Annotated in this window: 21 protein-coding genes; 14 read left to right on the top strand and 7 right to left on the bottom strand. The window is 55.0% G+C overall.

Annotated features, from left to right (window positions below; genetic code table 11):
• Nucleotides 1-2 precede the first annotated feature (2 nt).
• The 4 genes from HS105_02545 (at nt 3) to HS105_02530 (ending at nt 3,497) form a co-directional block, all read left to right on the top strand.
• On the top strand, nt 3-431 hold the full coding sequence (locus HS105_02545) for an ATP synthase subunit I (protein ID MBE7515479.1): 429 nt from the start codon (nt 3-5) through the stop codon (nt 429-431).
• Between the two features lie 3 nt (nt 432-434).
• The gene (atpB, locus tag HS105_02540; protein ID MBE7515478.1) at nt 435-1,325 is read left to right on the top strand and encodes a F0F1 ATP synthase subunit A; all 891 of its coding nucleotides are present in this window, start codon (nt 435-437) and stop codon (nt 1,323-1,325) included.
• Nucleotides 1,326-1,562: 237 nt separating this feature from the next.
• Nucleotides 1,563-1,880 (top strand): ATP synthase F0 subunit C, encoded by a 318-nt coding sequence (locus tag HS105_02535; GenBank protein MBE7515477.1) that lies wholly within the window; start codon nt 1,563-1,565, stop codon nt 1,878-1,880.
• A 141-nt stretch (nt 1,881-2,021) separates the two neighbouring features.
• A complete protein-coding gene (locus HS105_02530) occupies nt 2,022-3,497 on the top strand; it encodes a protein kinase (protein MBE7515476.1) in 1,476 nt (491 codons plus the stop codon).
• Nucleotides 3,498-3,509: 12 nt separating this feature from the next.
• On the opposite strand, the gene HS105_02525 is transcribed toward HS105_02530, so the two are convergent.
• Both HS105_02525 and HS105_02520 read right to left on the bottom strand, forming a co-directional pair.
• The gene (locus HS105_02525; GenBank protein ID MBE7515475.1) at nt 3,510-4,265 is read right to left on the bottom strand and encodes a sulfite exporter TauE/SafE family protein; all 756 of its coding nucleotides are present in this window, start codon (nt 4,263-4,265) and stop codon (nt 3,510-3,512) included.
• 35 nt (nt 4,266-4,300) lie between these two features.
• Nucleotides 4,301-5,713 (bottom strand): sigma-54-dependent Fis family transcriptional regulator, encoded by a 1,413-nt coding sequence (locus tag HS105_02520; GenBank protein ID MBE7515474.1) that lies wholly within the window; start codon nt 5,711-5,713, stop codon nt 4,301-4,303.
• Between the two features lie 201 nt (nt 5,714-5,914).
• On the opposite strand from HS105_02520, the gene sppA reads away from it, so the two are divergent.
• The 9 genes from sppA (at nt 5,915) to ispG (ending at nt 17,274) form a co-directional block, all read left to right on the top strand.
• Complete coding sequence (gene sppA / locus HS105_02515; GenBank protein ID MBE7515473.1) at nt 5,915-7,708, top strand: signal peptide peptidase SppA; 1,794 nt, start codon at nt 5,915-5,917, stop codon at nt 7,706-7,708.
• A 205-nt stretch (nt 7,709-7,913) separates the two neighbouring features.
• Nucleotides 7,914-9,305 carry a D-alanyl-D-alanine carboxypeptidase gene (locus HS105_02510; GenBank protein ID MBE7515472.1) on the top strand — a complete coding sequence of 464 codons (1,392 nt, stop codon included), beginning with the start codon at nt 7,914-7,916 and terminating at the stop codon, nt 9,303-9,305.
• Nucleotides 9,306-9,436: 131 nt separating this feature from the next.
• Nucleotides 9,437-11,137 carry a murein biosynthesis integral membrane protein MurJ gene (gene murJ / locus HS105_02505; protein MBE7515471.1) on the top strand — a complete coding sequence of 567 codons (1,701 nt, stop codon included), beginning with the start codon at nt 9,437-9,439 and terminating at the stop codon, nt 11,135-11,137.
• An 18-nt stretch (nt 11,138-11,155) separates the two neighbouring features.
• Nucleotides 11,156-11,674, top strand: a complete 519-nt coding sequence (locus HS105_02500; protein ID MBE7515470.1) for a gamma carbonic anhydrase family protein — start codon at nt 11,156-11,158, stop codon at nt 11,672-11,674.
• Nucleotides 11,675-11,712: 38 nt separating this feature from the next.
• On the top strand, nt 11,713-13,071 hold the full coding sequence (hisS, locus tag HS105_02495; GenBank protein MBE7515469.1) for a histidine--tRNA ligase: 1,359 nt from the start codon (nt 11,713-11,715) through the stop codon (nt 13,069-13,071).
• Nucleotides 13,072-13,123: 52 nt separating this feature from the next.
• Nucleotides 13,124-13,474, top strand: a complete 351-nt coding sequence (locus HS105_02490; protein MBE7515468.1) for a four helix bundle protein — start codon at nt 13,124-13,126, stop codon at nt 13,472-13,474.
• Nucleotides 13,475-13,590: 116 nt separating this feature from the next.
• Nucleotides 13,591-14,754, top strand: a complete 1,164-nt coding sequence (locus tag HS105_02485; GenBank protein ID MBE7515467.1) for a 1-deoxy-D-xylulose-5-phosphate reductoisomerase — start codon at nt 13,591-13,593, stop codon at nt 14,752-14,754.
• Nucleotides 14,755-14,768: 14 nt separating this feature from the next.
• Nucleotides 14,769-16,133, top strand: a complete 1,365-nt coding sequence (gene rseP / locus HS105_02480) for an RIP metalloprotease RseP (protein ID MBE7515466.1) — start codon at nt 14,769-14,771, stop codon at nt 16,131-16,133.
• Between the two features lie 34 nt (nt 16,134-16,167).
• Nucleotides 16,168-17,274 carry a flavodoxin-dependent (E)-4-hydroxy-3-methylbut-2-enyl-diphosphate synthase gene (gene ispG / locus HS105_02475; GenBank protein MBE7515465.1) on the top strand — a complete coding sequence of 369 codons (1,107 nt, stop codon included), beginning with the start codon at nt 16,168-16,170 and terminating at the stop codon, nt 17,272-17,274.
• 35 nt (nt 17,275-17,309) lie between these two features.
• Here the strand turns inward: ispG and HS105_02470 are convergent, their stop codons facing one another.
• From HS105_02470 to miaA, 5 genes are read right to left on the bottom strand one after another with little or no spacing between them, the layout of a single operon-like run.
• Nucleotides 17,310-17,771: a DUF2752 domain-containing protein gene (locus HS105_02470; protein MBE7515464.1), complete on the bottom strand. Its 462-nt coding sequence runs from the start codon at nt 17,769-17,771 to the stop codon at nt 17,310-17,312.
• Nucleotides 17,768-18,805 carry a DNA polymerase III subunit delta' gene (locus tag HS105_02465; protein ID MBE7515463.1) on the bottom strand — a complete coding sequence of 346 codons (1,038 nt, stop codon included), beginning with the start codon at nt 18,803-18,805 and terminating at the stop codon, nt 17,768-17,770. The genes HS105_02470 and HS105_02465 overlap by 4 nt, the downstream gene beginning before the upstream one ends.
• Nucleotides 18,806-19,435, bottom strand: coding sequence for a dTMP kinase (locus tag HS105_02460; protein ID MBE7515462.1), 630 nt, complete (start codon nt 19,433-19,435; stop codon nt 18,806-18,808). It abuts the gene before it with no gap.
• Between the two features lie 5 nt (nt 19,436-19,440).
• A complete protein-coding gene (gene hfq / locus HS105_02455; GenBank protein ID MBE7515461.1) occupies nt 19,441-19,665 on the bottom strand; it encodes an RNA chaperone Hfq in 225 nt (74 codons plus the stop codon).
• Nucleotides 19,666-19,714: 49 nt separating this feature from the next.
• Nucleotides 19,715-20,671 (bottom strand): tRNA (adenosine(37)-N6)-dimethylallyltransferase MiaA, encoded by a 957-nt coding sequence (gene miaA / locus HS105_02450; protein ID MBE7515460.1) that lies wholly within the window; start codon nt 20,669-20,671, stop codon nt 19,715-19,717.
• 115 nt (nt 20,672-20,786) lie between these two features.
• Between miaA and HS105_02445 the strand changes: the two genes are divergently transcribed.
• Entirely contained in the window at nt 20,787-21,212 is a 426-nt protein-coding gene (locus tag HS105_02445) for an OsmC family protein (GenBank protein MBE7515459.1), read from the top strand.
• Nucleotides 21,213-21,300 lie beyond the last annotated feature (88 nt).

The raw sequence follows: 21,300 nt of genomic DNA, 5'->3' as shown, positions 1-21,300 counted from the left end.
CAATGGGCGAGACGAGCGAACCTTTGACAACCGGAATGGGCAGCGTCCGTGAGATGTCTCACAAAAGGATATTGCTGCTTATGACAGGTATTTCCGCAGCCGTAATGATCGCCGGATTTGCGGCCGCGGGGCCGAAGTTCGGCGCCGGCGTGATCATCGGGGCGATACTTGCCTTTGTGAACTACTTCTGGCAGCGGAATACCACGCGGGCGATCATCGAACTGGCGGTAAGCGGCGGCGAGAAGCCTGTCGTACCTGCAGCCCGTTATATTATCCGCTACCTGCTGCTTGGTGCGGTGCTTTGGTTCCTTTACGCCACTTCGGCAGTTTCGGTAGCGGCGGTCATATTGGGGTTGGCGACGTTCGCTTTTGCGATAGTTTTAGAAGGTTTGATCGGAATATTTTCAAGGCCTGAAAGGCACGAGTCTTAAGAAATGCTTCTTTTTTCAGAAGGCGGTGAGCATCAGCCGCTCATCGTCGAATTTCTAAATACCTATTTTGGCAAGCCGGTACACGATTTTCAGGTAGCGTACACGGAGCCGCTCTGGAACAAATACCTTTTCTCGCATTTTGATACGACGGCGGCAAAGGCATTCGGCCCGTACACGGTCGAGAATGCGATCCCTTGGTACACGGTAATGTTCGTGATCGCGTGCCTGCTCACGGTTGCCATCGTTTGGCTGCTCAAGGGCAAGCTGAGCCAGGACGACCCTGGAAAAGGACAGTTGACGCTTGAGGCGACCATTCTGGCGATACGCGACCTGATAGGTTCGGTCATCGGCGATCATGGCGCACGTCATTTTCCGGTTGTTGCGACATTTGCGATCTTGATCCTCGTTGCTAACCTGATGGGCCAGTTCCCGCTCTTTATGTCGCCTACGGCGTCCGTGAACGTTACTTACGCGCTGGGCGTCTCATCATTCGTTTACTACAACTACATAGGCATTTCGGAGAACGGCCTTTTCGGCCATCTTAAGCACTTTGCGGGTCCGCGTTTGCCGCTGTTGATGGTTCCGGTAACGATACTCATCTTTATGATCGAGATCATTTCGAACTCGATCCGCCCGTTCACGCTCGGCGTTCGGCTGTTCGCGAATATGTTCTCGGATGAGCAAGTTTTCGTACAGATCACCAATCTCGCGCCGCCGTTCACGCACTTCGTAGTGCCGCTTGCATTGACGGTGCTTGGCGTTTTCGTGGCATTTGTACAGGCGTTCGTATTTACGCTTCTTTCAATGATCTACATCGGCGAGGTCTCGCACGGCCCGCACGATGAGCATGGCCATGCGGAGCCGATCGGAGATTCGGCCGCATCTCATGCGTAAAACAAGTTTCAGGCGCGGGCCTTTGGGCCTTGCAGGTTTGAAAATCAGGGAATAACAGGGCGCGTGTCTCGGAATATGCGTTTTATAGCACATATGCCCGCACGCAACAGGCGACGTGGACTCTATGACGAGTATAAAATCCACGGAATACCGGAAGCGAGGCGAACTCATACCCGCAAGCATACTCGAGTATTTCGCCCTTATGTTCTCGAAATTAGATTAGACAGGAGATAAGAAATGAAAAATATCAAGTATGTTTTGTTTGTAACGCTTGCCCTCGCTTTGATGGGCGTCAGTGCAATGGCACAGGGCGGAGCAGCGGCCTATAACGAGTCGTATGTCGCCGGTTACAAGGCACTCGGCGCAGGCATCGGTTTCGGAATGGCTGCCGGCATGGCTGCACTCGCACAGGGCCTCGTCGGTTCGCGAGCTGCTGAAGGTGCCGCACGCAACCCCGGAGCTGCCGGCTCTGTGCAGACGCTTATGATCATCGCGCTCGCACTTATCGAGTCGCTGGTGCTCTTCGCACTGCTCATCGTGTTCGTCAAACTCTAATTGACGCAACATCTTACGGCCCGCACGCCGGCCCGATAGATCTGTTCTGACCGAGCTTTTCTTTCAGGCTTACGTGCGGGCTCATGTATTTGATATTCTTTGTTTGCAACTTGAACGCCGAAAATGCGTTCTAATTTTGAGATGAGCGGTGAATTCACAGGCAGGCTGATCGCGGATAAATATCGTGTCGATAAGCTCTTACGCGAGAGTGATACGGGCGATATCTACCTCGGCAAACACGATGTTACGGGTTCCGATATCCTTATCCGCATACTCCCGACAGCTCTTTCGATAGACCAGCGGTGGGCGAAGCGCTTTCTTGACGAAGCGCGAACTGCCGCGTCGCTCGACCATCCGAATATTCTTAAAACTATCGATTTCGGAACGGATTCACGGGGTGCCGTGTACGCCATTCACGAACCTGTCTCCGGCACCACACTCGCTGACATTCTGCGCGATATGCCGCAGATCAGTGAGGAGCGAGCTTTGAACATTGCTCTTCAAACAGCAGCGGCTCTCTTCGCTGCGAGCGAAAAACGTCTGATCCACGGGTCGCTTTCACCCGGCAACATCTTTATCGACGGCGAAAGTGCGGCAAACTCCGTTAAGGTTTTGGGCTTTGGCAGCAATGCACAAGAACCGCCCCGCGATGCCGATCCGCGTTACCTCGCACCGGAGCAGAACGCAGAGTTTTCGGTAACAGATGCACGAAGCGATGTATATGCCGTGGGAGCGGTCATTTACGCGATGCTGACAGGCAAGCCGCCTTTTGACGGCAACTCGCGTCCGGACGTTCTCGCACAACAGGCTGTGCCGCCTATACCGCTTGAAACGATCCGGCCCGACCTGCACAGGGCGCTCAGCCCGATCGTAATGACCGCTCTCGCAAAAGAGCCGGACGAGCGCTATCGATCGATCGAGGCACTTGCCGAGGACCTCGGCCGAGTGCGCAGCGAGGCAATTATCGCGGATGGAGCCGTGAAACCCGCCGCCGCCGCAGGACACAGCGTGTGGGTAACCGCGGCACTTGTACTAGCGGGGATCGGCCTTATCGGTGGGGCATTGATCTATTTCACCTCGGGCAAGAAGACCGATCCGACGACGATGGCAATGGCGACCGACCCGAACAGTATGCCGGTGCAGCCGATCGGCCCCGCCACCGGAGCGCAGGAAGAAAGCCTTACGAAGATGGTCGGCGATTCGGACGCGTCGATCATGGACCCGGCGATGGGCACGCCTCCGGGCACGATCCCGGGCGGTGACGGTTATAATCCTTGGGCAAACGGAGGCGCTCCTCCGGTCGGAGCACCGCCGCAAGGTTCGGTATTGCCTCCGCAAGCAATCGCTCCGCCGGGACAGACCGTTACTATCGACCCGAACGGCGGCAGTGTCTTTATGCCGAATGAAGGCGGCATAATTTTAGTGCCGATACCCGCAGGCGAGCCGAAACCGACGCCAACGCCAAAAACACCGAATGCGAATACGGCCGTCCAGCCGACGCCTGCTGCGGCAGCAACACCCAAGCCGCTTGCAACACCGCCGCCAAAGGCTCCAAGGGCCGCAAAGAAGCAGGCGCCTGACGAAGCTGTGACAACCAACGGGCCGCAGGAACCGTGACCTCGTTCGTGCTCACGCGAATAGGTCGTAGAGTGTCTTTAGAGCAAGCAGAAAAACGGTTGAGAGAAAGATGCGCCGCAGCCAAAGTTCACCCATCTTTGTCGCCGCATGCGCACCGATATATCCGCCGACGAACATCGTAACGCCAAGTATAAGTCCCAATTTCAGATCGATCAGGCCTTCCCACCAGAAAACCGCCGATGCCATCGCTGATGAGACCACATTGATCAATTTTGTAGAGGCGATCGCTTCGGAGAATGTCATCCCGAAGAACGCTACAAGGACAGCGGTGAGGATCGTTACATAGCCGCCGCTGAAAAGGCCACCGTAAACGCCGAGCAGAAAGGTCAGGACGTACGTTACGGCCGCCATCCCGGCGCTCACCGCGCTTTTTTCTTCAAGCCCCGAATTTCTGTGTAAGAGAATGAACAGAGCGACCGCGATCATCGCGACCGAGACGATCAGCTTCATGCTCTGATCGGTAATGAGGCCGACAAGAGCAGCACCGATCGCAGAACTGACGAGCGTGATCACGAGCAGCGGAGATGTACGCCGGATATCGAGGCCGCCGCTGCGCAGGAACGGAATTGTGCCGCCGGCCGCCATAAAGACCAAGGCGAACATATTCGTTGCGACAGCCTCACGGGCAGGCACACCGAACTGGAACATCGCCGGAACCGCAATGAGCGAATTGCTGCCCGTAACGACGCCGATGATGCTCGTAAGCAGAAAGATGATGATGAGTGCGACAAGTGCGCCGTAAGACATTTATCGCTTCTCCGTTCGCAGCGTAGTGCCGGCCGCTATTGATTGCGGATCGGGATGTTGTGCGTCTTGATCTTTGAGTTCAGCGTGGTCGCGTTCAGCCCGAGCAAACGCGCCGCACGCGATTGATGGCCGCCGGTTTGGTCGAGTGCGCGGCGTATCAGATCGACCTCGAACCGCTTTACCTCGTCATAAAAGTTAATGCCGCGCGAGATATCGAGATGTGTCGATGTTCCCTCGGTACTTCTCAGCATCTCAAAGGCAAGTTCGGGGTCGCGCACCTCAGGCCGCAGGCAATCGACCGTGATCTCATCATTAGGGGCGATGACAACGGCGCGTTCGATGATATTTTCAAGCTCGCGAACGTTGCCCGGATAGCTGTACGCCTCGAGAAGTGAAAGCACCTCAGCCGAGACATTCTCCGATATCTGCCGACCGTTCTCCTCGTTATACTTTCTGATAAAATGCTGCATCAGCGGCAATATATCCTCGCGGCGGTCACGAAGGCTCGGCAGCTCGATCGGCACCACGGACAGCCGGAAATAAAGGTCTTCGCGGAACTGCCCGTTCCGCACAGCCTCTTTCAGATCGACGTTGGTCGCCGCGATTATCCTGACATCGACCTTTGTCGGGCTTGTCTCGCCGAGCGGCGTGAATTCGCGCTCTTGGATCACGCGAAGCAGGCGAACCTGAAGCTCCGGTCTGAGGTCGCCTATTTCATCAAGAAATATCGAACCGCTGTCGGCAACCTCGAATAGGCCTTTCTTTGCGGCGACCGCTCCCGTAAATGCTCCTTTTGCGTGGCCGAAGAGTTCGCTTTCGAGCAGTTCCGACGGTATATTCGAGCAGTTAACGACGACGAACGGATCTTCCGAGCGCGGGCTTGCCTCGTGGATCGCCTTTGCGACAAGTTCCTTTCCCGTGCCGCTTTCGCCTGAAATGAGAACGGTCGATCGCGCAGGGGCAACGCGCTCTACTAGGCGAAACACGTCCTCCATAACATTCGATCTGCCGATAAAATCATCGCGCTTGACAGACTTTGCCATCGCTTGACGGAGTACGCGGCGCTCTTCGTCCTTTTTGCGGTTCTTAATGCCGCGGGCAACGAGCGAAAGTATCTGTTCATTCTGAAAAGGCTTGCGGATAACACCCGCCGCACCCTTTTCCCAGGCCGAGATCGCCGTATCGAACGTCGCATAGGCCGTTATCATCAGGACGACGGCCTCTTCGTCTAGCTTTATAAGCTCATCAAGCGCGGTCAAGCCGCCCATTCCCGGCATTGACACATCCATCAACACCAGATCGTAGGGCCGCTGCGAATACATTTCGACAGCTTCTTCGCCGGTCTTTGCGAGATCGACACGATAACCCGCGCCCGAGAGAATGGTCTCGAGCACATCGCGCATTATCTCTTCGTCGTCGCAAACAAGTATCGGGCCACGCTTTGCCATAATAAATACTAGATGATATCGCAATCGCAAAAACCCTCAAAGAGGGCTTGTGTTGTTCACTGTTTGATGCGGGGGATTGGCTTTGCGGCTCCCGTTAGCTAGAATTTACGGCAGTTCGAACAGAGCGCTTCACAAACCTTTTGTCCGCTCGTATCGTATTCAAAATATCGACCGAAACTTCACCGCGGAAACGAAGATAAAATGTCCAAGACCATAAAAGTATTGCTGATCGTCGGCGGCCTCGTCCTAATTATCGGGCTGGCAGCCATCATTGGGCTCGTGCTGATCGCCGAGTCGATCAATCGTCCTAGCGTTGAAAAGAACACCGTACTGGTGCTCAATGTGACCGGCGACCTGCCTGATAATGCAGCCGACGACCCGTTCGCCAAGGCTTTCGGCATCGGCGCAAAGCAATCATTCACTGGGCTGCTGACGCAGCTTCGGAAGGCAAAGGTCGATGGGCGCATCGGCGCCGTTCTGCTCGATATAAATATGCCGGGCATCGGATGGGGCAAAGCTGACGAACTTCGCGATGCGATCGCCGATGTTCGCAGCACCGGCAAACCCGTGTATGCCTATATGGAGCTCGGGATGAACAAGGAATATTACATCGCGACCGCCGCCGAAAAGATCTATATGCCGCCACCCGGCGATCTTTATGTGAATGGGCTTGCAGCCGAAGCGATGTTCTACAAAGGCTCGCTCGACAAGCTCGGCGTCGAGGCTGATGTCATACAGATCGGCCCGAAATACAAGAACGCACCCGATCAATACACGAAAAAAGAAATGGGCGAAGGCCAGCGTGAGGTCATCAACGCTCTGCTCGACGAATATTACGGCCGCTTGGTAAAGGCGATCGCTGAATCACGCGGCAAGACCGAGGATGAGGCAAAAGCGTTGATCGATTCGGCGCCGTACCACGCAATGCAGGCAAAAGAAAGCGGCCTCATAGACGATGCAATTTATCGTGTACAGGTTGACGATCAGCTGAAGGCCCGCCTCGGCTACGGCTCTGATGATGAGCTGCGAACCATTAGCGACACACGCTATCGCGAGATACCTTCGGATTCGCTCGGCCTCAACAACGGCGAGCGCGTCGCAGTTATCTATGCATCCGGTGCTATCAACAGCGGCAAATCATCAAGCGGTGCCCTGAACGGCGAGGTCGTAGGCTCCGACACTATCGTCCAAGCGGTGAACGATGCCGCAAAGGACGACCGAATAAAGGCCATCGTACTGCGCGTCGATTCGCCGGGCGGTTCTGCATTGGCGTCCGATGTGATGTGGTTCGCGATCGAAAATGCAAAGGCAAAGAAGCCTGTCGTCGTCTCGATGGCTGATGTCGCGGCATCCGGCGGCTATTACATTAGCTGCAACGCGAATAAGATCGTCGCCGAACCATCGACCGTAACCGGTTCGATAGGCGTCTTTATGGGCAAGCCTGTCGTCAAGGGTCTCTACGATTGGCTCGGCGTCTCGAACCAATATGTAATGCGGGGCAAGAACGCCGGCATCTTTCGCGAGACCGAACATTGGACGCCTGAAGAAAAGCAAAAGATGACGGAGCAGGCCAACAGCATTTACTTCGACAGCTTTGTTCCCAAGGTCGCAAAGGGCCGCAACATAACCGATGAAAAAGTGAATACTCTCGGCCAAGGCCGCGTTTGGACAGGTACGCAGGCAAAGGAAAACGGTCTGATAGATGAGTTCGGCGGCCTCGAAAAGGCGATCGATATCGCAAAACAGTTAGCTAACCTTGCACCGGATAAGGACGTCAAGCGTGTCGTAATGCCGGCGCCGAAGTCGTTCTTCGAATCACTTCTCGATCTTGAGAATGCTTCCGTTTCGCAAACAAAGGAGGACATTGCAAAAACTGCAGTTTTGGAGGCCCTGCCTGCTGACGTCCGCCGATCATTCCGCTACGCAGCACTGCTCGATCAAATGCAGCAAGGCAACGCTATGCTGCTAATGCCGTTCGAGTTGACCGTGAGGTAGCGGATAGCTGGCATCATCACGCGATGCAGGTTCATCAAAGCTTCGCGCCGAACTCTTTTGGGGCGGCGGCGTTGCACGATGAGTGCATTGCAAAAATGTGATGCAAAAGATGCTCGCCAATGTGATATCATCATTCGTAGGCTGTCGTTCCCGCCGAACCGGGGAGTACTTGCCCGCCGACAGCAAGAAAAGCGAAAGAATGCGAGTGTCCATCACAACGAAAGCCATCGGGTTATGCCTCAGCGTCTTTGCCTTTGCAGCAGCAGGCTTTGCTCAGCCTGCACCGTTCCTCCAAGACATAAAGGTAGTATCGCCAACGCCGACACCGGCGGTTCGCCCTGTCGATCCGCTCGTTAAAAAGACAGGTTCAGCGTCAACAACTGCGGCGTCCGCAGTCCCTGCGGCGAGCAGTGTCAGGACGAACTTTCCTGCTCTTGCCGAGGTCTCTATACCGGGCTATACGGGCATTCTGATCGAAACGCTCGACGGCAAGACCGTGCTTGAAAGCAATTCCGGCCTTTTGTTCAATCCCGCTTCGAACGTCAAAGTTGCGACAGCCTATGCTGTTTTGAAAACCTTCGGGCCGGAGTTCCGCTTTGCCACGAACATCTATACCGACGGAGCGATCGACCGCAGCACGGCGACACTCATCGGCAATCTCTATATCTCGGGCAGGGACCCGATGTTCGGTTATGAACACGCAGTAACGCTTGCAAGCGAATTGAACCGCCTCGGCATCCGTTCGATCACGGGCGATCTTGTAGTTACAGACAACTTTGCAATGAACTATAACGGTTCGGCAATGCGTTCTGCTGAGATGCTGCACGATGCGCTGAATTCCGCCACACGCTCGGCAGCCGCAACAAAGGTCTGGCTGATGTTCCTGCAGAATTCGGGTCGTATGTCGTCGGTTGCGAGCAATCCGAGCGTAAGCTTTACGGGCGGCTCGTATGTTCAGCCGATACCGAGCAGCCTGACGCATCTTTTCACACACGAATCGGCTCCGATGCGTGAGATCATAAAGGCGACCCTTTGCTACTCGAACAATTTCCTAGCCGAGCGTCTAGGCGATATGCTTGGCGGCCCATACGCCGTCGCACGGCTCGTCCAGCAGAATGCAGCGGTACCGGCGAACGAATTCTCTATCCAGACCGCGAGCGGCCTCGGCTACAACCGTGTTACGCCCAATGCGATGATGTCGATCCTGCGGGCACTCCGCAGCGACCTCGCAAGATATCGGATGACGTTCAGCGACATTATGCCCGTCGCCGGCGTCGATAAAGGTACGCTCGAGTCGAGATTCGCCTCTGATTTCGCTGCGGGCAGCGTAGTGGGCAAGACCGGAACGCTCGGCGTTACAGATTCCGGCGTCAGCGCACTTGCCGGCGAGATGAATACCCGCAACGGCAGGCTGCTTTTTGTGATCTTCAATCAGCGCGGCAATGTCCCGCGATTCCGCTCATTTCAGAACAATTTCGTCTCGCTCGTACAGAGCCAATTCGGCGGCCCGGCGACGCTCGAATATCAGGCGACCTCGCTTGATGCACGCCTTGCGCGCACCCGCATCATAAACGCCGTCGGTCAAGTGATCTACTGAGGCCTCTGCTCGAACATCCGTTATCGAGGCGGCTTTGCGGCCGCCTCCTTTTCTTTTGCCGGCAATGACGTGAGATAATCCGCATCAGCGCTACACTCATGAACGAGCTTGAAAAGACAGATTCGGCGATAATGCCGGAGATTGAAGCCGAACCGGAAGTACCCGAAAAGCTTTCGCCTACAAAACAACAAAGCGTCGCCAGATCGGCGGGCATCGTATCGATCGCGGTGATGTTCTCGCGCCTCTTCGGGCTTGCCCGCGAGATGCTTTTCGCCCGATTCTTCGGTGCGGGATTCCTTATCGATGCTTATGTCGTGGCATTTCGGATCCCGAACGTGCTGCGCGACCTTTTTGCGGAAGGAGCACTTTCGGTCGCATTCGTAAAGGTATTTACGGATATTCAGGTCACCAAAGGTGAAAATGCCGCATGGCGGCTCGCGAGCCTTATCTTCAGCCTGCTTGCCGTAACGCTCAGCATCATCTGCATCGTCGGCATCATATTTTCAAAACAATTCGTCGATCTTGTGGCGGACGGCTTTTCACTGGAAAAGGCGGCTCTCGCGACCACCTTGACGCAGATAATGTTCCCATTCATCCTGCTCGTCGCACTTGCGGCAGTGGCGATGGGCGTACTCAATACAAAGAACATTTTCGGCATTCCGGCTTCGGCATCGACAGTTTTCAACGTCGTCTCGATCGCGGTAGGCCTCGGACTTGCATTTTGGCTCAGCGGAGGCGGCTGGACAATGTCGCCTGATAAGAATGCCGTGCCGAGCGCGGCTGCGCAGTGGGCGATCATCGGTATGTCGATCGGTACGCTGATAGGCGGCGGCGCGCAGTTGGCGATACAAATACCATCGCTCTACAAGGTCGGATTTCGCTTCTCGCCTTTAATTTCGCTTGCAGACGAAGGTGTCCGCAAGGTCATCGCTCTAATAACGCCCGCGATCCTCGGCACATCGGCAGTTCAGATAAATGTTCTGATAAACACGTATTTCGTCTCGCAGATCGACGGTGCCCAAGGCTGGCTGAACTACGCTTTTCGCCTTATGCAGTTCCCGATCGGCCTTTTTGGCGTGGCGGTCGGCACGGCGGCTATCCCTGTTATGTCGCGGCTCGCCAGTGAAGGCAAGATGTCGGAGTTCCGCAACACCATTTCGTCTTCAATGAATCTCGTGTTTCTGATGACGCTGCCTTCGGCCTGCGGCCTTATCGTGCTTGGCGAACCGATAATCCGTCTGATCTACGAACGCGGCAAGTTCGATCCCGGTGCGACGACGATGACCGCGGCCGCACTCCTCGGTTATTCGATCGGCCTGACCGGCTATGCGGCCATAAAGATACTCTCGCCGGCGTTCTACGCTCTCGATGATGCAAAGACGCCCATGCTTATTGCGGTTGCGTCAATAGCGGTCAACTTCGTAGGCGGCTACACCTTGCGGGAAGTATTTTCGCACTATGGCGTAACACCTGAAACGCCTTACGGTTACGGCCACGTAGGCGTCGCTCTGGCAACATCACTCGTGGCACTCGTAAATTTCTTCGCACTCGGCATATTGCTGCGCGGCCGCATCAAGCGTTTGAACGGCCGTGCGATCCTTTCATCATTCATCAAGATTGCAGTGGCTTCGGCCATACTGTCGGCTGTCTGTTATGCTGTCTATAAGGCAATGCTTACGCAGTTCGGTATGAACGGATTTTGGCTGCGATTTGCCGAGGCGTTCGTCCCGATCGCCTTCGGCGGGCTTTCATTCATCATTGTCGCCAAACTGCTCAAGGTGCACGAGTTAGAGGAACTTTTCGGAATGCTGAAGCGAAAATTCGCTCGCTGAGATAAAGCTTTTTGTAAGATGGCCACGATACTTGATTTCAAAGACACCAAGCCGGTAATTCACCCGAGCGTTTATCTTGCCGACGATGTTTTCGTCATCGGCGATGTTGAGATCGGCGAGGATGCGAATGTCTGGTTCGGCTCGGTCATTCGCGGCGATGTCAGCTACATACGCATCGGAGCACGCACAAATCTGCAGGATATGACGATGATCCATGTCAGCCAGAACTTCGGCCCGACGATCATCGGTGAAGAAGTAACTGTCGGCCATCGCGTAACGCTGCACGGTTGCCGCGTCGAGCGTCAATGCCTTATCGGAATGGGTGCGACCGTTATGGACGAAGCACATATCGGCGAACAAGCCATCATCGGCGCCGGCTCGCTCGTCTCGCCAAAAACGGTGATCCCGCCGCGTGTGCTCGCACTTGGTGTACCGGCGCGCGTAAAACGCGACCTTACCGATGATGAGATCGCATATCTCGACAAGTCTTGGAAGAACTATGTCGAGTTGAAGAATATCTATTCCGCCGCGCGTTAAGTGTTCGGGGCGGCTGTTTGAAGAGACCTTTCTAAGCTATGGCAAGCACGAAACCCGCACGAGGCACACGCGACTTCCTCCCCGCCGACATTCGTAAGAGAGAATACGTTGTCGGCATCATAAAAGAAGTGTACGAGCGCTATGGTTTTGAGCCGCTTGAGACGCCCGCATTCGAAAATCTTGAAACACTCACCGGCAAATACGGCGAAGAAGGCAACCAGCTCATATTCAAGATATTGAAACGCGGCGAAAAGTTCACGGCCGCACTTTCTGCAGATGCAAAAGAGTCGGACCTTGCCGATCTCGCACTCCGCTATGATCTGACCGTGCCGCTTGCACGCGTCGTTGCAAATGAACGCGAACGCCTGCCAAAGTTCTTCAAACGCTATCAGATTCAGCCCGTTTGGCGCGCCGACCGTCCTGCCCGCGGACGCTTTCGCGAATTCTATCAATGCGACGTTGACTGCATCGGATCGAATTCACCTGTGATCGAAGCCGAGTTGATCTCGGCGGTGAAACAGGTGCTTTCAAGGCTCGGGTTTGCGGACTTCATCATCAGACTAAATCATCGTGAAGTGCTGCGCGGCATGCTCGACGCCGTCGGTATCGCGGATGACCGACACGGCGATGCCCTCATCGCTCTCGATAAACTCGATAAGATCGGGAGCGAAGGTGTGCTTAAAGAATTTGCCGAGCGCGGCCTCATCGGCGGTGAACGCCTTATTGCTCTTTTTGAACGGCTTACGGACGCCGGCAATATGTTGATCCTTGAGATCCTCGGCGATTTCATAGGGGATCATGCTGCCGGTAAACAAGGCCTGGCCGATCTCGACCGCATACTTTCGCTCGCGGCGACGCCTTCGGTAAAGATCGATGCAAGCCTCGCTCGCGGGCTTTCGTACTATACGGGTTCGATCATGGAAATAAATGTCCCGGACCTTTCGGGCAGCCTCGGCGGCGGCGGTAGATATGACGGGCTGATCGGAATGTTCGAAAAGGAGCAGATACCGGCTTGCGGCTTTTCTTTAGGACTTGAACGCATCCTCGTCGTAATGGAAGAACGCGGAATGTTCCCGCCCAAGATCGTCGAATCGACACCTGCGGATGTGTTCGTGACGATATTTAGCGAAGAAACGATCGCGGATTCGCTAAAGCTGGCGAATGAACTGCGGGGCCACGGCATCCGCGTGACCGTTTATCCACAAGCCGATAAAGAAGATAAGCAATGGAAATACGCCAATTCTATAAAAGTTCCGTGGATCTTCACCGTTAACTCAACAGACGTTGCGGAAGGCATGGTTTCGTTTCAAAATCTGGCAACACGCGAACGTTTTCGCGAGCCTGTCGATAAAGCGGCTGTGATAGTTAAGGAACAGCTTTCAGCTGTCAGCCGTTAGCTTTCAGCAAAGGCTGACGGCTACTAGCTGACGGCTGAAAGCTGTGATCAATATGCAGGATTTTCGCAACCTAAAAGTTTGGCAAAAGGCACACGAGTTGGCCTTAGGAACTTATCGAGTTACTGCCGAATTTCCGCGCGAAGAGGTGTTCGGACTCAGGCATTCACTGCGAAAAACTGCGGTTGACATCCCGGCATACATTGCCGAGGGTGCCGGCAAACAGCGGGACGAAGACTTTGCCGGCTCCTTGAATTATGCCCTTTCTTTGGCAGTGCGGTTGGAATATTACGCATTGATGGCCCACGACCTTGGGTTTATCGAGGCCTCTGTTTTTACTGATCTGTCTGAGGCTATCATTGAAGTCAAGAAAATGCTCGCCGGCTTTAAGAAGACCCTTAATTAATGGCTAACCAGATCATCCGAAATTTCGCGCATCATCACGATACGTGGCGATCAACCTCCAATTGATGTGTTACAGCTATTACAGACAGTAAGGTGTGATAATCTAGCTAGGCGTTTATGAAGGTGATTTCCATCCTCGGCTCGACCGGTTCGATCGGCTGCAACACGCTAAAAGTAGTGCAACACCTGGGCAACATTCGCGTCGCTGCAATGGCTGCCGGGCGTAATATGGCTGTTTTTGCCCGCCAGATAGCCCAATTTGAGCCAGAGTTGGTCGCGGTCGCAGATGAACAAACGGCTGCGGAGTTAGAGAGCTTATTGGAGGGCAATAGACCTCGGATCGAATACGGCAACGCCGGCCTCGTTGCCGTTGCTGCCCACGAAAAGTCCTGCACACTTGTTTCCGCTACGGTTGGTGCCGTCGGGTTTGTCCCGACCTTAAGGGCAATCGAGGCCGGCAAACGCATCGCTCTTGCGAACAAAGAGACGCTTGTTATTGCCGGTGAACTGATGACCCGCGCCGCGGAACGCAGCGGTGCCGAAATTCTGCCGGTTGACAGCGAGCATAATGCCATTCACCAGTGCCTGCGCGGCGAAAAGATGTCCGAGGTCAAACGCCTGATATTGACCGCATCGGGCGGCCCTTTTCGGACGCGGCCGGCGCACGAGATCGAGAACGCCTCACGGGAAGAGGCTCTCGCACATCCTAATTGGAAGATGGGCGAAAAGATCACTATAGATTCCGCAACCCTTATGAATAAAGGGCTTGAGGTGATGGAAGCACGCTGGCTCTTCGGGCTGGACGCCGACCGCATATCGGTGATCATTCATCCGCAATCGGTGGTTCATTCGATGATCGAGATGGTGGACGGCTCGATCATCGCTCAAATGGGCGTTACTGATATGAAACACGCCATCCAGTACGCTTTGACGTATCCGGAGCGATGCGAGAACTGCCTTTCCCCGCTGGACCTGACCGCGATCGGGCATCTTGATTTCGAAGATCCTGACACGGCACGCTTCCCTTGTCTGGACCTTGCCTATCGAGCGCTGCGCACCGGCGGTACGATGCCGGCCGCATTGAACGCCGCGAACGAGGTTGCCGTTCAGGCGTTTCTCGACGGTAAGATCGCCTTCGGACGCATCGCCGAGGTTGTCCGGCAGACAATGGATGAGCATAAAACCTCCGCCGCGGATACGCTCGAAGCGGTGCTGGCGGCTGACAGCAAAGCCCGCGAAAGCGCTATAATCAAGATCAATGAAACCGCAGCGGCGGTATAAGCATCAAAACACCAATGATCGATTTCCTGATAGCAGTCTTGGCAATAGTCTTTGTCCTCGGAGTGGCCATAAACATCCACGAATTCGGGCATTTTGCCATCGCAAAACTGTTCGGCATGCGTGTCGATGCGTACTCGTTGTTCGGCCTGGGGCCGCGTCTGTTCGGTATTAAGATCGGGCACACGGATTATCGCATCTCAGCGATACCGCTTGGTGCCTACGTTAAGCTGTATGGCGACGAATCAAATACCGGACTTGAGGCCGCCGATGACCAAAGCGACACTGTTCCCGAAAGCGAACTCTACGAACTGCGGCCGCGTTGGCAGAAATTTCTCGTTATGCTCGGTGGGCCTTTTATGAATATCGTCCTCGCATTGGCGATACCGTTCACAATGGCTCTCAGCTATGGCGTGCCTGCAAATCCCGCACCGATCGTCGGTGCCGTAAAGGCAGGCGGAGCGGCGGCAAAAGCAGGATTGCAGCCCGGCGACCGCATTGTGAGCTTTGACGGCGTGGACAATCCTTCGTGGGAGCGTATGAGCGACGATGCCCTGCTTATACCTGACATCGAAACGCCGATCGTCGTTGAACGCGACGGAAAGCGCGTAGCCCTTACGATCACGCCGACAAAGGTAACCGAACAGGGCCAGTCGGGCGGCTTTCTTGATATGGCCCCTGACGCGGGTGTCGAACCGGTGGTCGTCGGGATGATCGACAGCACGATGCCTGCGGCGACCTCGGGACTGCAAAAAGGCGATTGGATCTTATCGGTCAACGACAAAGCCATTCGCAATACGCAGGAGATGAAACAACTCATCAGCGAGAATAAGGAGCAGCCGATAAAGCTGACCGTCGATCGTGCAGGCCAGAGGCTCGAACTCACGACGAACGCCGTGCAAAAGGATAACGAGTGGCGCATCGGCATCGCTTTTGATCAGAACCTGCTTCACAATCTCGAACCTGTCGGCGCCGCGGGAGCTGCGAGCTACGCAGTTGACCAGAATCTGCGGATACTTCGCCTTACGGGCAAGGCGTTGGGGCAGGTCGGCACCGGCGAGCGTTCCGCCAAGGACACGGTCTCAGGCCCGATAGGCATCGGCCAAGTTATTGTAAACACAGCATTTTCGAGCGGCCTTATAGGCCTCATTTCGATACTGATGTTCATCAGCCTGAGTCTGGGCGTAATGAATTTGCTGCCGATACCGATGCTGGACGGCGGGCAGATCATGGTGCTTGGCATCGAAAAAGTGATGTCGTGGTTCGGCAAGACACTGTCGATGGCCGCGCGTGAACGCATCCAGCTTACGGGGCTTGCGATCGTCCTGTTCCTCGTCGTAACCGTTACGTTCTTTGATGTTTCAAAGATGTTCGGTCAATGATCGCCGCTTTGCAGCAATTGGTAATGGAAGTTTTATGGCTCGTGTAACAAGGGCAGTTAAGGTTAGGGATATTCAGATCGGCGGCGGCGCTCCGATAGCGATCCAGTCGATGACAAAGACCAATACGACCGATGTTGAGGGTACGCTCCGGCAGATCGAAGAAATGGTCAACGCCGGATGCGAGATCGTCCGTATCGCCGTCCCGAACGATGCGTCGGCCGCGGCGATGTATGAGATCCGTAAACGTACCGATGTACCGATCGTTGCGGACATTCATTTTCACTACAAACTTGCCTTAAAAGCACTTGACGCGGGCATTGATAAACTTCGGATAAATCCGGGCAATATCGGCTCGATCGACCGTGTTCGCGAGGTCGTCCGAGCGGCCGAAGCACGAAAGGTGCCGATCCGCATCGGCGTGAACGGCGGCTCGCTCGAAAAAGATCTTCTCCGCAAATACGGATCGGCAACTCCGGAAGCCATGGTCGAAAGCGGAATGCGGCATATACGCATCCTCGAAGACCTTGGCTTCAGCGATACGGTGATCTCGCTCAAGGCATCGGACGTGAACCGTATGGTCGAGGCATACCGCCTTATGGCCGAGAAGGTCGATTATCCGCTGCACCTCGGCGTTACCGAGGCCGGAACGCCATTTGGCGGCACTATTAAATCGGCGATAGGCCTAGGCATCTTGCTCCACGAGGGCATCGGCGATACTATCCGCGTCTCGCTCGCCGCCGAACCTCACGAAGAGGTACGTGTCGGTTGGGAGATCCTCAAATCGATGGAACTGAGAAAACGCGGCGTTACCATCGTCGCGTGTCCGACGTGCGGGCGTCTCGACATCCCGAATTTCGTCGAGATCGTAACCGAGGTCGAACGCCGTCTCGCCCATGTGGAAGAACCGCTGCATCTTTCGATCATGGGATGCGCCGTCAACGGCCCGGGCGAAGCCCATGACTCGCAACTCGGAATAACATTCGGACGTAATGTCGGCATGATCTTTAAGGACGGCGTGCCGATGAGGCGTGTCTCAGGCAATGATATCGTCGAGGACTTTGTACGCGAGGTCGAACTCCTGCGTGAAGAGCTAAAAAAGAACGAGGCGGAAAAAGAAAAGCCGCTTGCACAGAGTACATAGCGGCGGCTACTTAGTTCATCCTATCGGACGGCTGCTTACGGGAACAGAAATGTGAACGGCCAAGCAGGAATGTTGCGAACGACGCCGAAAACTACCAGTAAACACATAAAGCCGTAGAGGAACCGAGGGTTTGTCGGCCACATCTTCAAGCCGCGTCCGCGTATCGCAAGCAAACTCAGCGATATAAAGGTCCAGGCTATGATCACCGCCCAAACAGGCACGAACGCATTGAACCCGAGTGCCCCGACAAGATCACCGTGGAAAAGCGAATGAAATCCGCGTGTAAGCCCGCAGCCCGGACATGCAAATCCCGTTACAGAATATAAAAGGCACACGGGAAAGAAATGCACCTGCGTCGGATCAAAATACGCTACAAAAGCCGATCCGCCCAACAACGCAGCCGCGCCCGCACCGGCAGACAGGCGCGCGGCCGACGATGAGGTCGTCGGCTCCGCATGCTGAACTGGTGCTTGTGCAAATGTTTCGGTAACGCTCATCCGTTCGCCATTGTAACAAAGAGTGCGTCGGTCGCAACCTTCTTGTTGATATTAACGTCGAGGCTCAGCCGAAGCTCTTCGATCGCGTCGATCCAGCCGGCAAACGTGCTGCTCGGCCGCATTTTAGCGACCTGTACCAACTCCGCCGCGTATTCTGAATGAACGACACGCTCGGCACCTGCGCCGACGCTAAGCGTCCACACATCGTGAATCAACGATTCAAGTATATCGAGGTTTTCTTCAAAATGCTCTTTTTCTTTGGCTTCGGTAAGCTCTTTTGATATGTTCATCAGCGCCGCGGCATCACCGATGCGTACAATGCTTCTGATCACGGCGATCATCAGTTCGGTACGCTCACGATATTCCGCAGGCTTTATGGACAAGGCACGTCCGATGCTGCCGTACGAGACGGCAGCCGCGAGCCTTGCTTCATCGGCTGAGTAACCATTTTCGCGGATCAAAAATTCTTCTATCGCATTCGTCTGAATTGGCGAGAAGCGGATCATCTGGCACCGTGAGCGTATGGTCGCGAGCATCGAGTCGGGTCGCGAGGTCAGCAGAAATATGTACGATGCCGCAGGCGGCTCTTCGAGCGTCTTTAATATCGCGTTCGCCGCCGCATCATTCATACGGTCGGCATCATCAACGATAAAAACCCGTGCAGCGGCCTCGAACGGCCTGAAGTTCGCTTCCTTTTCGAGATCACGTATCGCATCCACAAGGATGTGGCGATTATACGGTACCACCATTCCGACATCGCGGTGCGCGCTCCACTGTATCAGTTTGTGCCCGTCCTTATCGTCCTCTTTCGCCTGCTGGAAAACCTCGCAGCGGCGGCACGCACTGCACTCGCCGCAAGCCTCGCCGTTCACCGAATTCGTACAAACGACCGCTTTAGCGACCTCGACGGCGAACTGCCGCTTACCGACACCTTCAGGCCCGGCAAAGAGGAAAGACGGCGGCAAACGCCCTTCGGCAAGCAGCCGCATGAGCAGCCGTTTATTTCCTTCATTACCAATGAGTTGCGTAAACATTTAAGAGATCAACCGGCCGACCGCCAACATTACTTTCCTGTGTACTTCTTCGACCGTATGCGAGGCATCAATAACGACAAAGCGATCGCTCTCGCGTGCCGCAATATCCAAATACGCTCTGCGTACCCTGTCATAGAATTCCGCCGTCTCAGCGTCCATTCGGTTCGCTTTTGCCTCCGAATCGGGCCTCACCTGCATCCGTTGTACGGCCGACTCGACCGGAATATCAAAGAAGAGGGTCATATCGGGGCTGAGGCCTGCGGTTGCGAGGCGTATGACCTCTGCGATGGTATCCAACGGAAACCCGCGGCCGGCACCCTGATACGCAGCGGTCGCGTCAGCGTAACGATCCGATATGACGATCTTGCCCTCGGCAAGCGATGGTTTTATCAAATGCTCGACATGCTGGGCGCGGTCGGCAGCAAAGAGCAGCAGCTCGGCGATGGGTGAAACAGCCTCGTGCGTTTCCAGGAACGCCTCGCGCAAGCGACGACCTAAAGGCGTGCCGCCGGGCTCGCGTGTCGTTACCGCTTCGATGCCCTGTCTGCGCAAAGCGTCAGCGAGCATCTTCAACTGTGTCGATTTGCCGCTGCCGTCGATGCCTTCGAGCGTTATGAATTTCCCTTCCAAGATCACTATTCCGCGGCGGGCCGCCGTTCTATCGAGATGGTGGAAACGCCGTGCTTGAATATCAGAACATCCGTTCCGGAGACGTCAAGCAGGACCGAGAATTTATCAAAACTCTTGATGCGGCCCGACAATGTCGAGCCGTGAAGCAAATGGACAGTGACAGAGGCTCGTTCGCGACGGGCGGAGTTCAAAAAGGCGTCTTGGATGTTTTGAGCGGCCTGCTTTTCCATAATCTCCTCTTTAGTTTTGGCAAATTTTTATGATTATAACAGATTTTCATTATGCGACAATACTTTCGCTTCGCTCATTACTAACCTGTTCAAGCAAGGCGGCGAGTTGTCCGTCGTCTGTTCCGAAACCCTTTAGCCATATCGCGTCAGGTTCGCTGCGAAACCATGTCAATTGCCGCTTCGCATAATGCCGCACGTCCTGCTTTGATCTTTCGATCGCGGACGCGAGATCACGCTCACCGCGAAGAAATTCACAGACACGGCGATACGCATGCGCTCGGAGTGCGTTCGTGTCATCGCGAACGCCTTCGGCACGGAGGCGTTCGACCTCTTCGACGAGGCCCGCGGCGAAATGGGCCTCGGTCCGTCGGTTTATTTTTTCGTAGAGAACATCGCGCGGCGGGTCGAGGACAAATAACCGAATGCGCGACGCAAACTCAGGCGGCTCCTGTCGCTCCGGCTGCACCTCAGACAATCTGCGGCCCGTTTGATAGAAATATTCGAGGCCGCGTATGACACGCACATAATCGTTCAATTCCAGCGTGTCGGCAAGCTCCGGATCAAGTTCTGCAAGCATTTCATGCAGGTAATGTGCACCGTGGCTTCGATGCAGTGAGCGGAAATGCTCGCGAAGCCGCGGGTCGGTCGCCGGCGCTTCAAAAAGCGGGCGACGCAGCGTGCGAAGGTAAAAGCCCGTGCCGCCGACGAGGATGACGCGATTGCCGCGTTCCTCTATTTCGGCTATCTTTTTCACTGCATCGCCCGCCCAATCCGCCGCCGTATATGTGATGTTCGGATCGACATAGTCGATCAGATGATGTGGCACGCCGCACATTTCGTCAGCGGTCGGCTTCGCGGTTGCGACCTCGATGTCTTTGTAGATCTGTACCGAATCAAAATTGATCACCTCGCCGCCGATCTGCAATGCCAGGTCAACGGCCAGCTTCGTTTTTCCCGAACAGGTCGGCCCTGCGATCGCGTAGATCTCGGCTCGGTTTTCGTCCACAATTCGAGATTATCACGCGGCCGCGGCAAGTGGAACGCAGCCCGGGCAAAATGAGTCAAAGCATCCCGATATGGTATTCTTGAAGTAAAGATGTTTTATCTTTTTTGGAGGAATTATGATACGAAAAGCTTCTGCCGAATGGAACGGCAGCATAAAAGAAGGCAAGGGCGTCGTCTCGACCGAAAGCGGCGTTATCGAGAACGCATTTTATTCATTCGGCACTCGATTTGAGGACGGCAAAGGTACGAATCCCGAAGAATTACTCGCTGCGGCCCACGCAGGCTGCTTCTCAATGGCGATGTCGCTGATGCTCGCCAATGCCGGCCTGACGGCTGACTACATCAAGACGACCTCGTCGGTAACGATCGACAAGGACGATTCGGGATTTACGATCACAAAGGCTCATCTGGACGTACATGCAAAGATTCCCGGAGCCGATCAAGCCGCATTCATGACCGCAGCAAATAACGCAAAGAACGGCTGTCCCGTTTCGAAGCTCTTTAACGCCGAGATCACGATGGACGCAAAATTCGACAACTAATTCATAACTAGCCTGATCAAGGTTACGAAACAGATCACCGCGAGTATCACGAACGCTCCGGTGATCTGTTGTTTTGAAAACCGCATCC

It is taken from the genome of Chloracidobacterium sp. (assembly GCA_015075585.1).
Lineage (GTDB): Bacteria > Acidobacteriota > Blastocatellia > Pyrinomonadales > Pyrinomonadaceae > OLB17.
Note: the sequence above shows the minus strand (reverse complement) of the source record. Positions and strands in the feature narration are given on the sequence as shown.

Excerpts from the sequence above, each read along its gene's own strand:
- hisS (MBE7515469.1), top strand. The coding sequence starts at position 11,713 with ATGGCAAGCACGAAACCCGCACGAGGCACACGCGACTTCCTCCCCGCC.
- HS105_02500 (MBE7515470.1), top strand. The coding sequence starts at position 11,156 with ATGGCCACGATACTTGATTTCAAAGACACCAAGCCGGTAATTCACCCG.
- HS105_02545 (MBE7515479.1), top strand. The coding sequence starts at position 3 with ATGGGCGAGACGAGCGAACCTTTGACAACCGGAATGGGCAGCGTCCGT.
- rseP (MBE7515466.1), top strand. The coding sequence starts at position 14,769 with ATGATCGATTTCCTGATAGCAGTCTTGGCAATAGTCTTTGTCCTCGGA.
- HS105_02530 (MBE7515476.1), top strand. The coding sequence starts at position 2,022 with ATGAGCGGTGAATTCACAGGCAGGCTGATCGCGGATAAATATCGTGTC.
- atpB (MBE7515478.1), top strand. The coding sequence starts at position 435 with ATGCTTCTTTTTTCAGAAGGCGGTGAGCATCAGCCGCTCATCGTCGAA.
- HS105_02485 (MBE7515467.1), top strand. The coding sequence starts at position 13,591 with ATGAAGGTGATTTCCATCCTCGGCTCGACCGGTTCGATCGGCTGCAAC.
- hfq (MBE7515461.1), bottom strand. The coding sequence starts at position 19,665 with ATGGAAAAGCAGGCCGCTCAAAACATCCAAGACGCCTTTTTGAACTCC.
- HS105_02525 (MBE7515475.1), bottom strand. The coding sequence starts at position 4,265 with ATGTCTTACGGCGCACTTGTCGCACTCATCATCATCTTTCTGCTTACG.
- HS105_02535 (MBE7515477.1), top strand. The coding sequence starts at position 1,563 with ATGAAAAATATCAAGTATGTTTTGTTTGTAACGCTTGCCCTCGCTTTG.
- sppA (MBE7515473.1), top strand. The coding sequence starts at position 5,915 with ATGTCCAAGACCATAAAAGTATTGCTGATCGTCGGCGGCCTCGTCCTA.
- HS105_02490 (MBE7515468.1), top strand. The coding sequence starts at position 13,124 with ATGCAGGATTTTCGCAACCTAAAAGTTTGGCAAAAGGCACACGAGTTG.
- HS105_02445 (MBE7515459.1), top strand. The coding sequence starts at position 20,787 with ATGATACGAAAAGCTTCTGCCGAATGGAACGGCAGCATAAAAGAAGGC.
- HS105_02465 (MBE7515463.1), bottom strand. The coding sequence starts at position 18,805 with ATGTTTACGCAACTCATTGGTAATGAAGGAAATAAACGGCTGCTCATG.
- murJ (MBE7515471.1), top strand. The coding sequence starts at position 9,437 with ATGCCGGAGATTGAAGCCGAACCGGAAGTACCCGAAAAGCTTTCGCCT.
- ispG (MBE7515465.1), top strand. The coding sequence starts at position 16,168 with ATGGCTCGTGTAACAAGGGCAGTTAAGGTTAGGGATATTCAGATCGGC.
- HS105_02470 (MBE7515464.1), bottom strand. The coding sequence starts at position 17,771 with ATGAGCGTTACCGAAACATTTGCACAAGCACCAGTTCAGCATGCGGAG.
- HS105_02520 (MBE7515474.1), bottom strand. The coding sequence starts at position 5,713 with ATGGCAAAGCGTGGCCCGATACTTGTTTGCGACGACGAAGAGATAATG.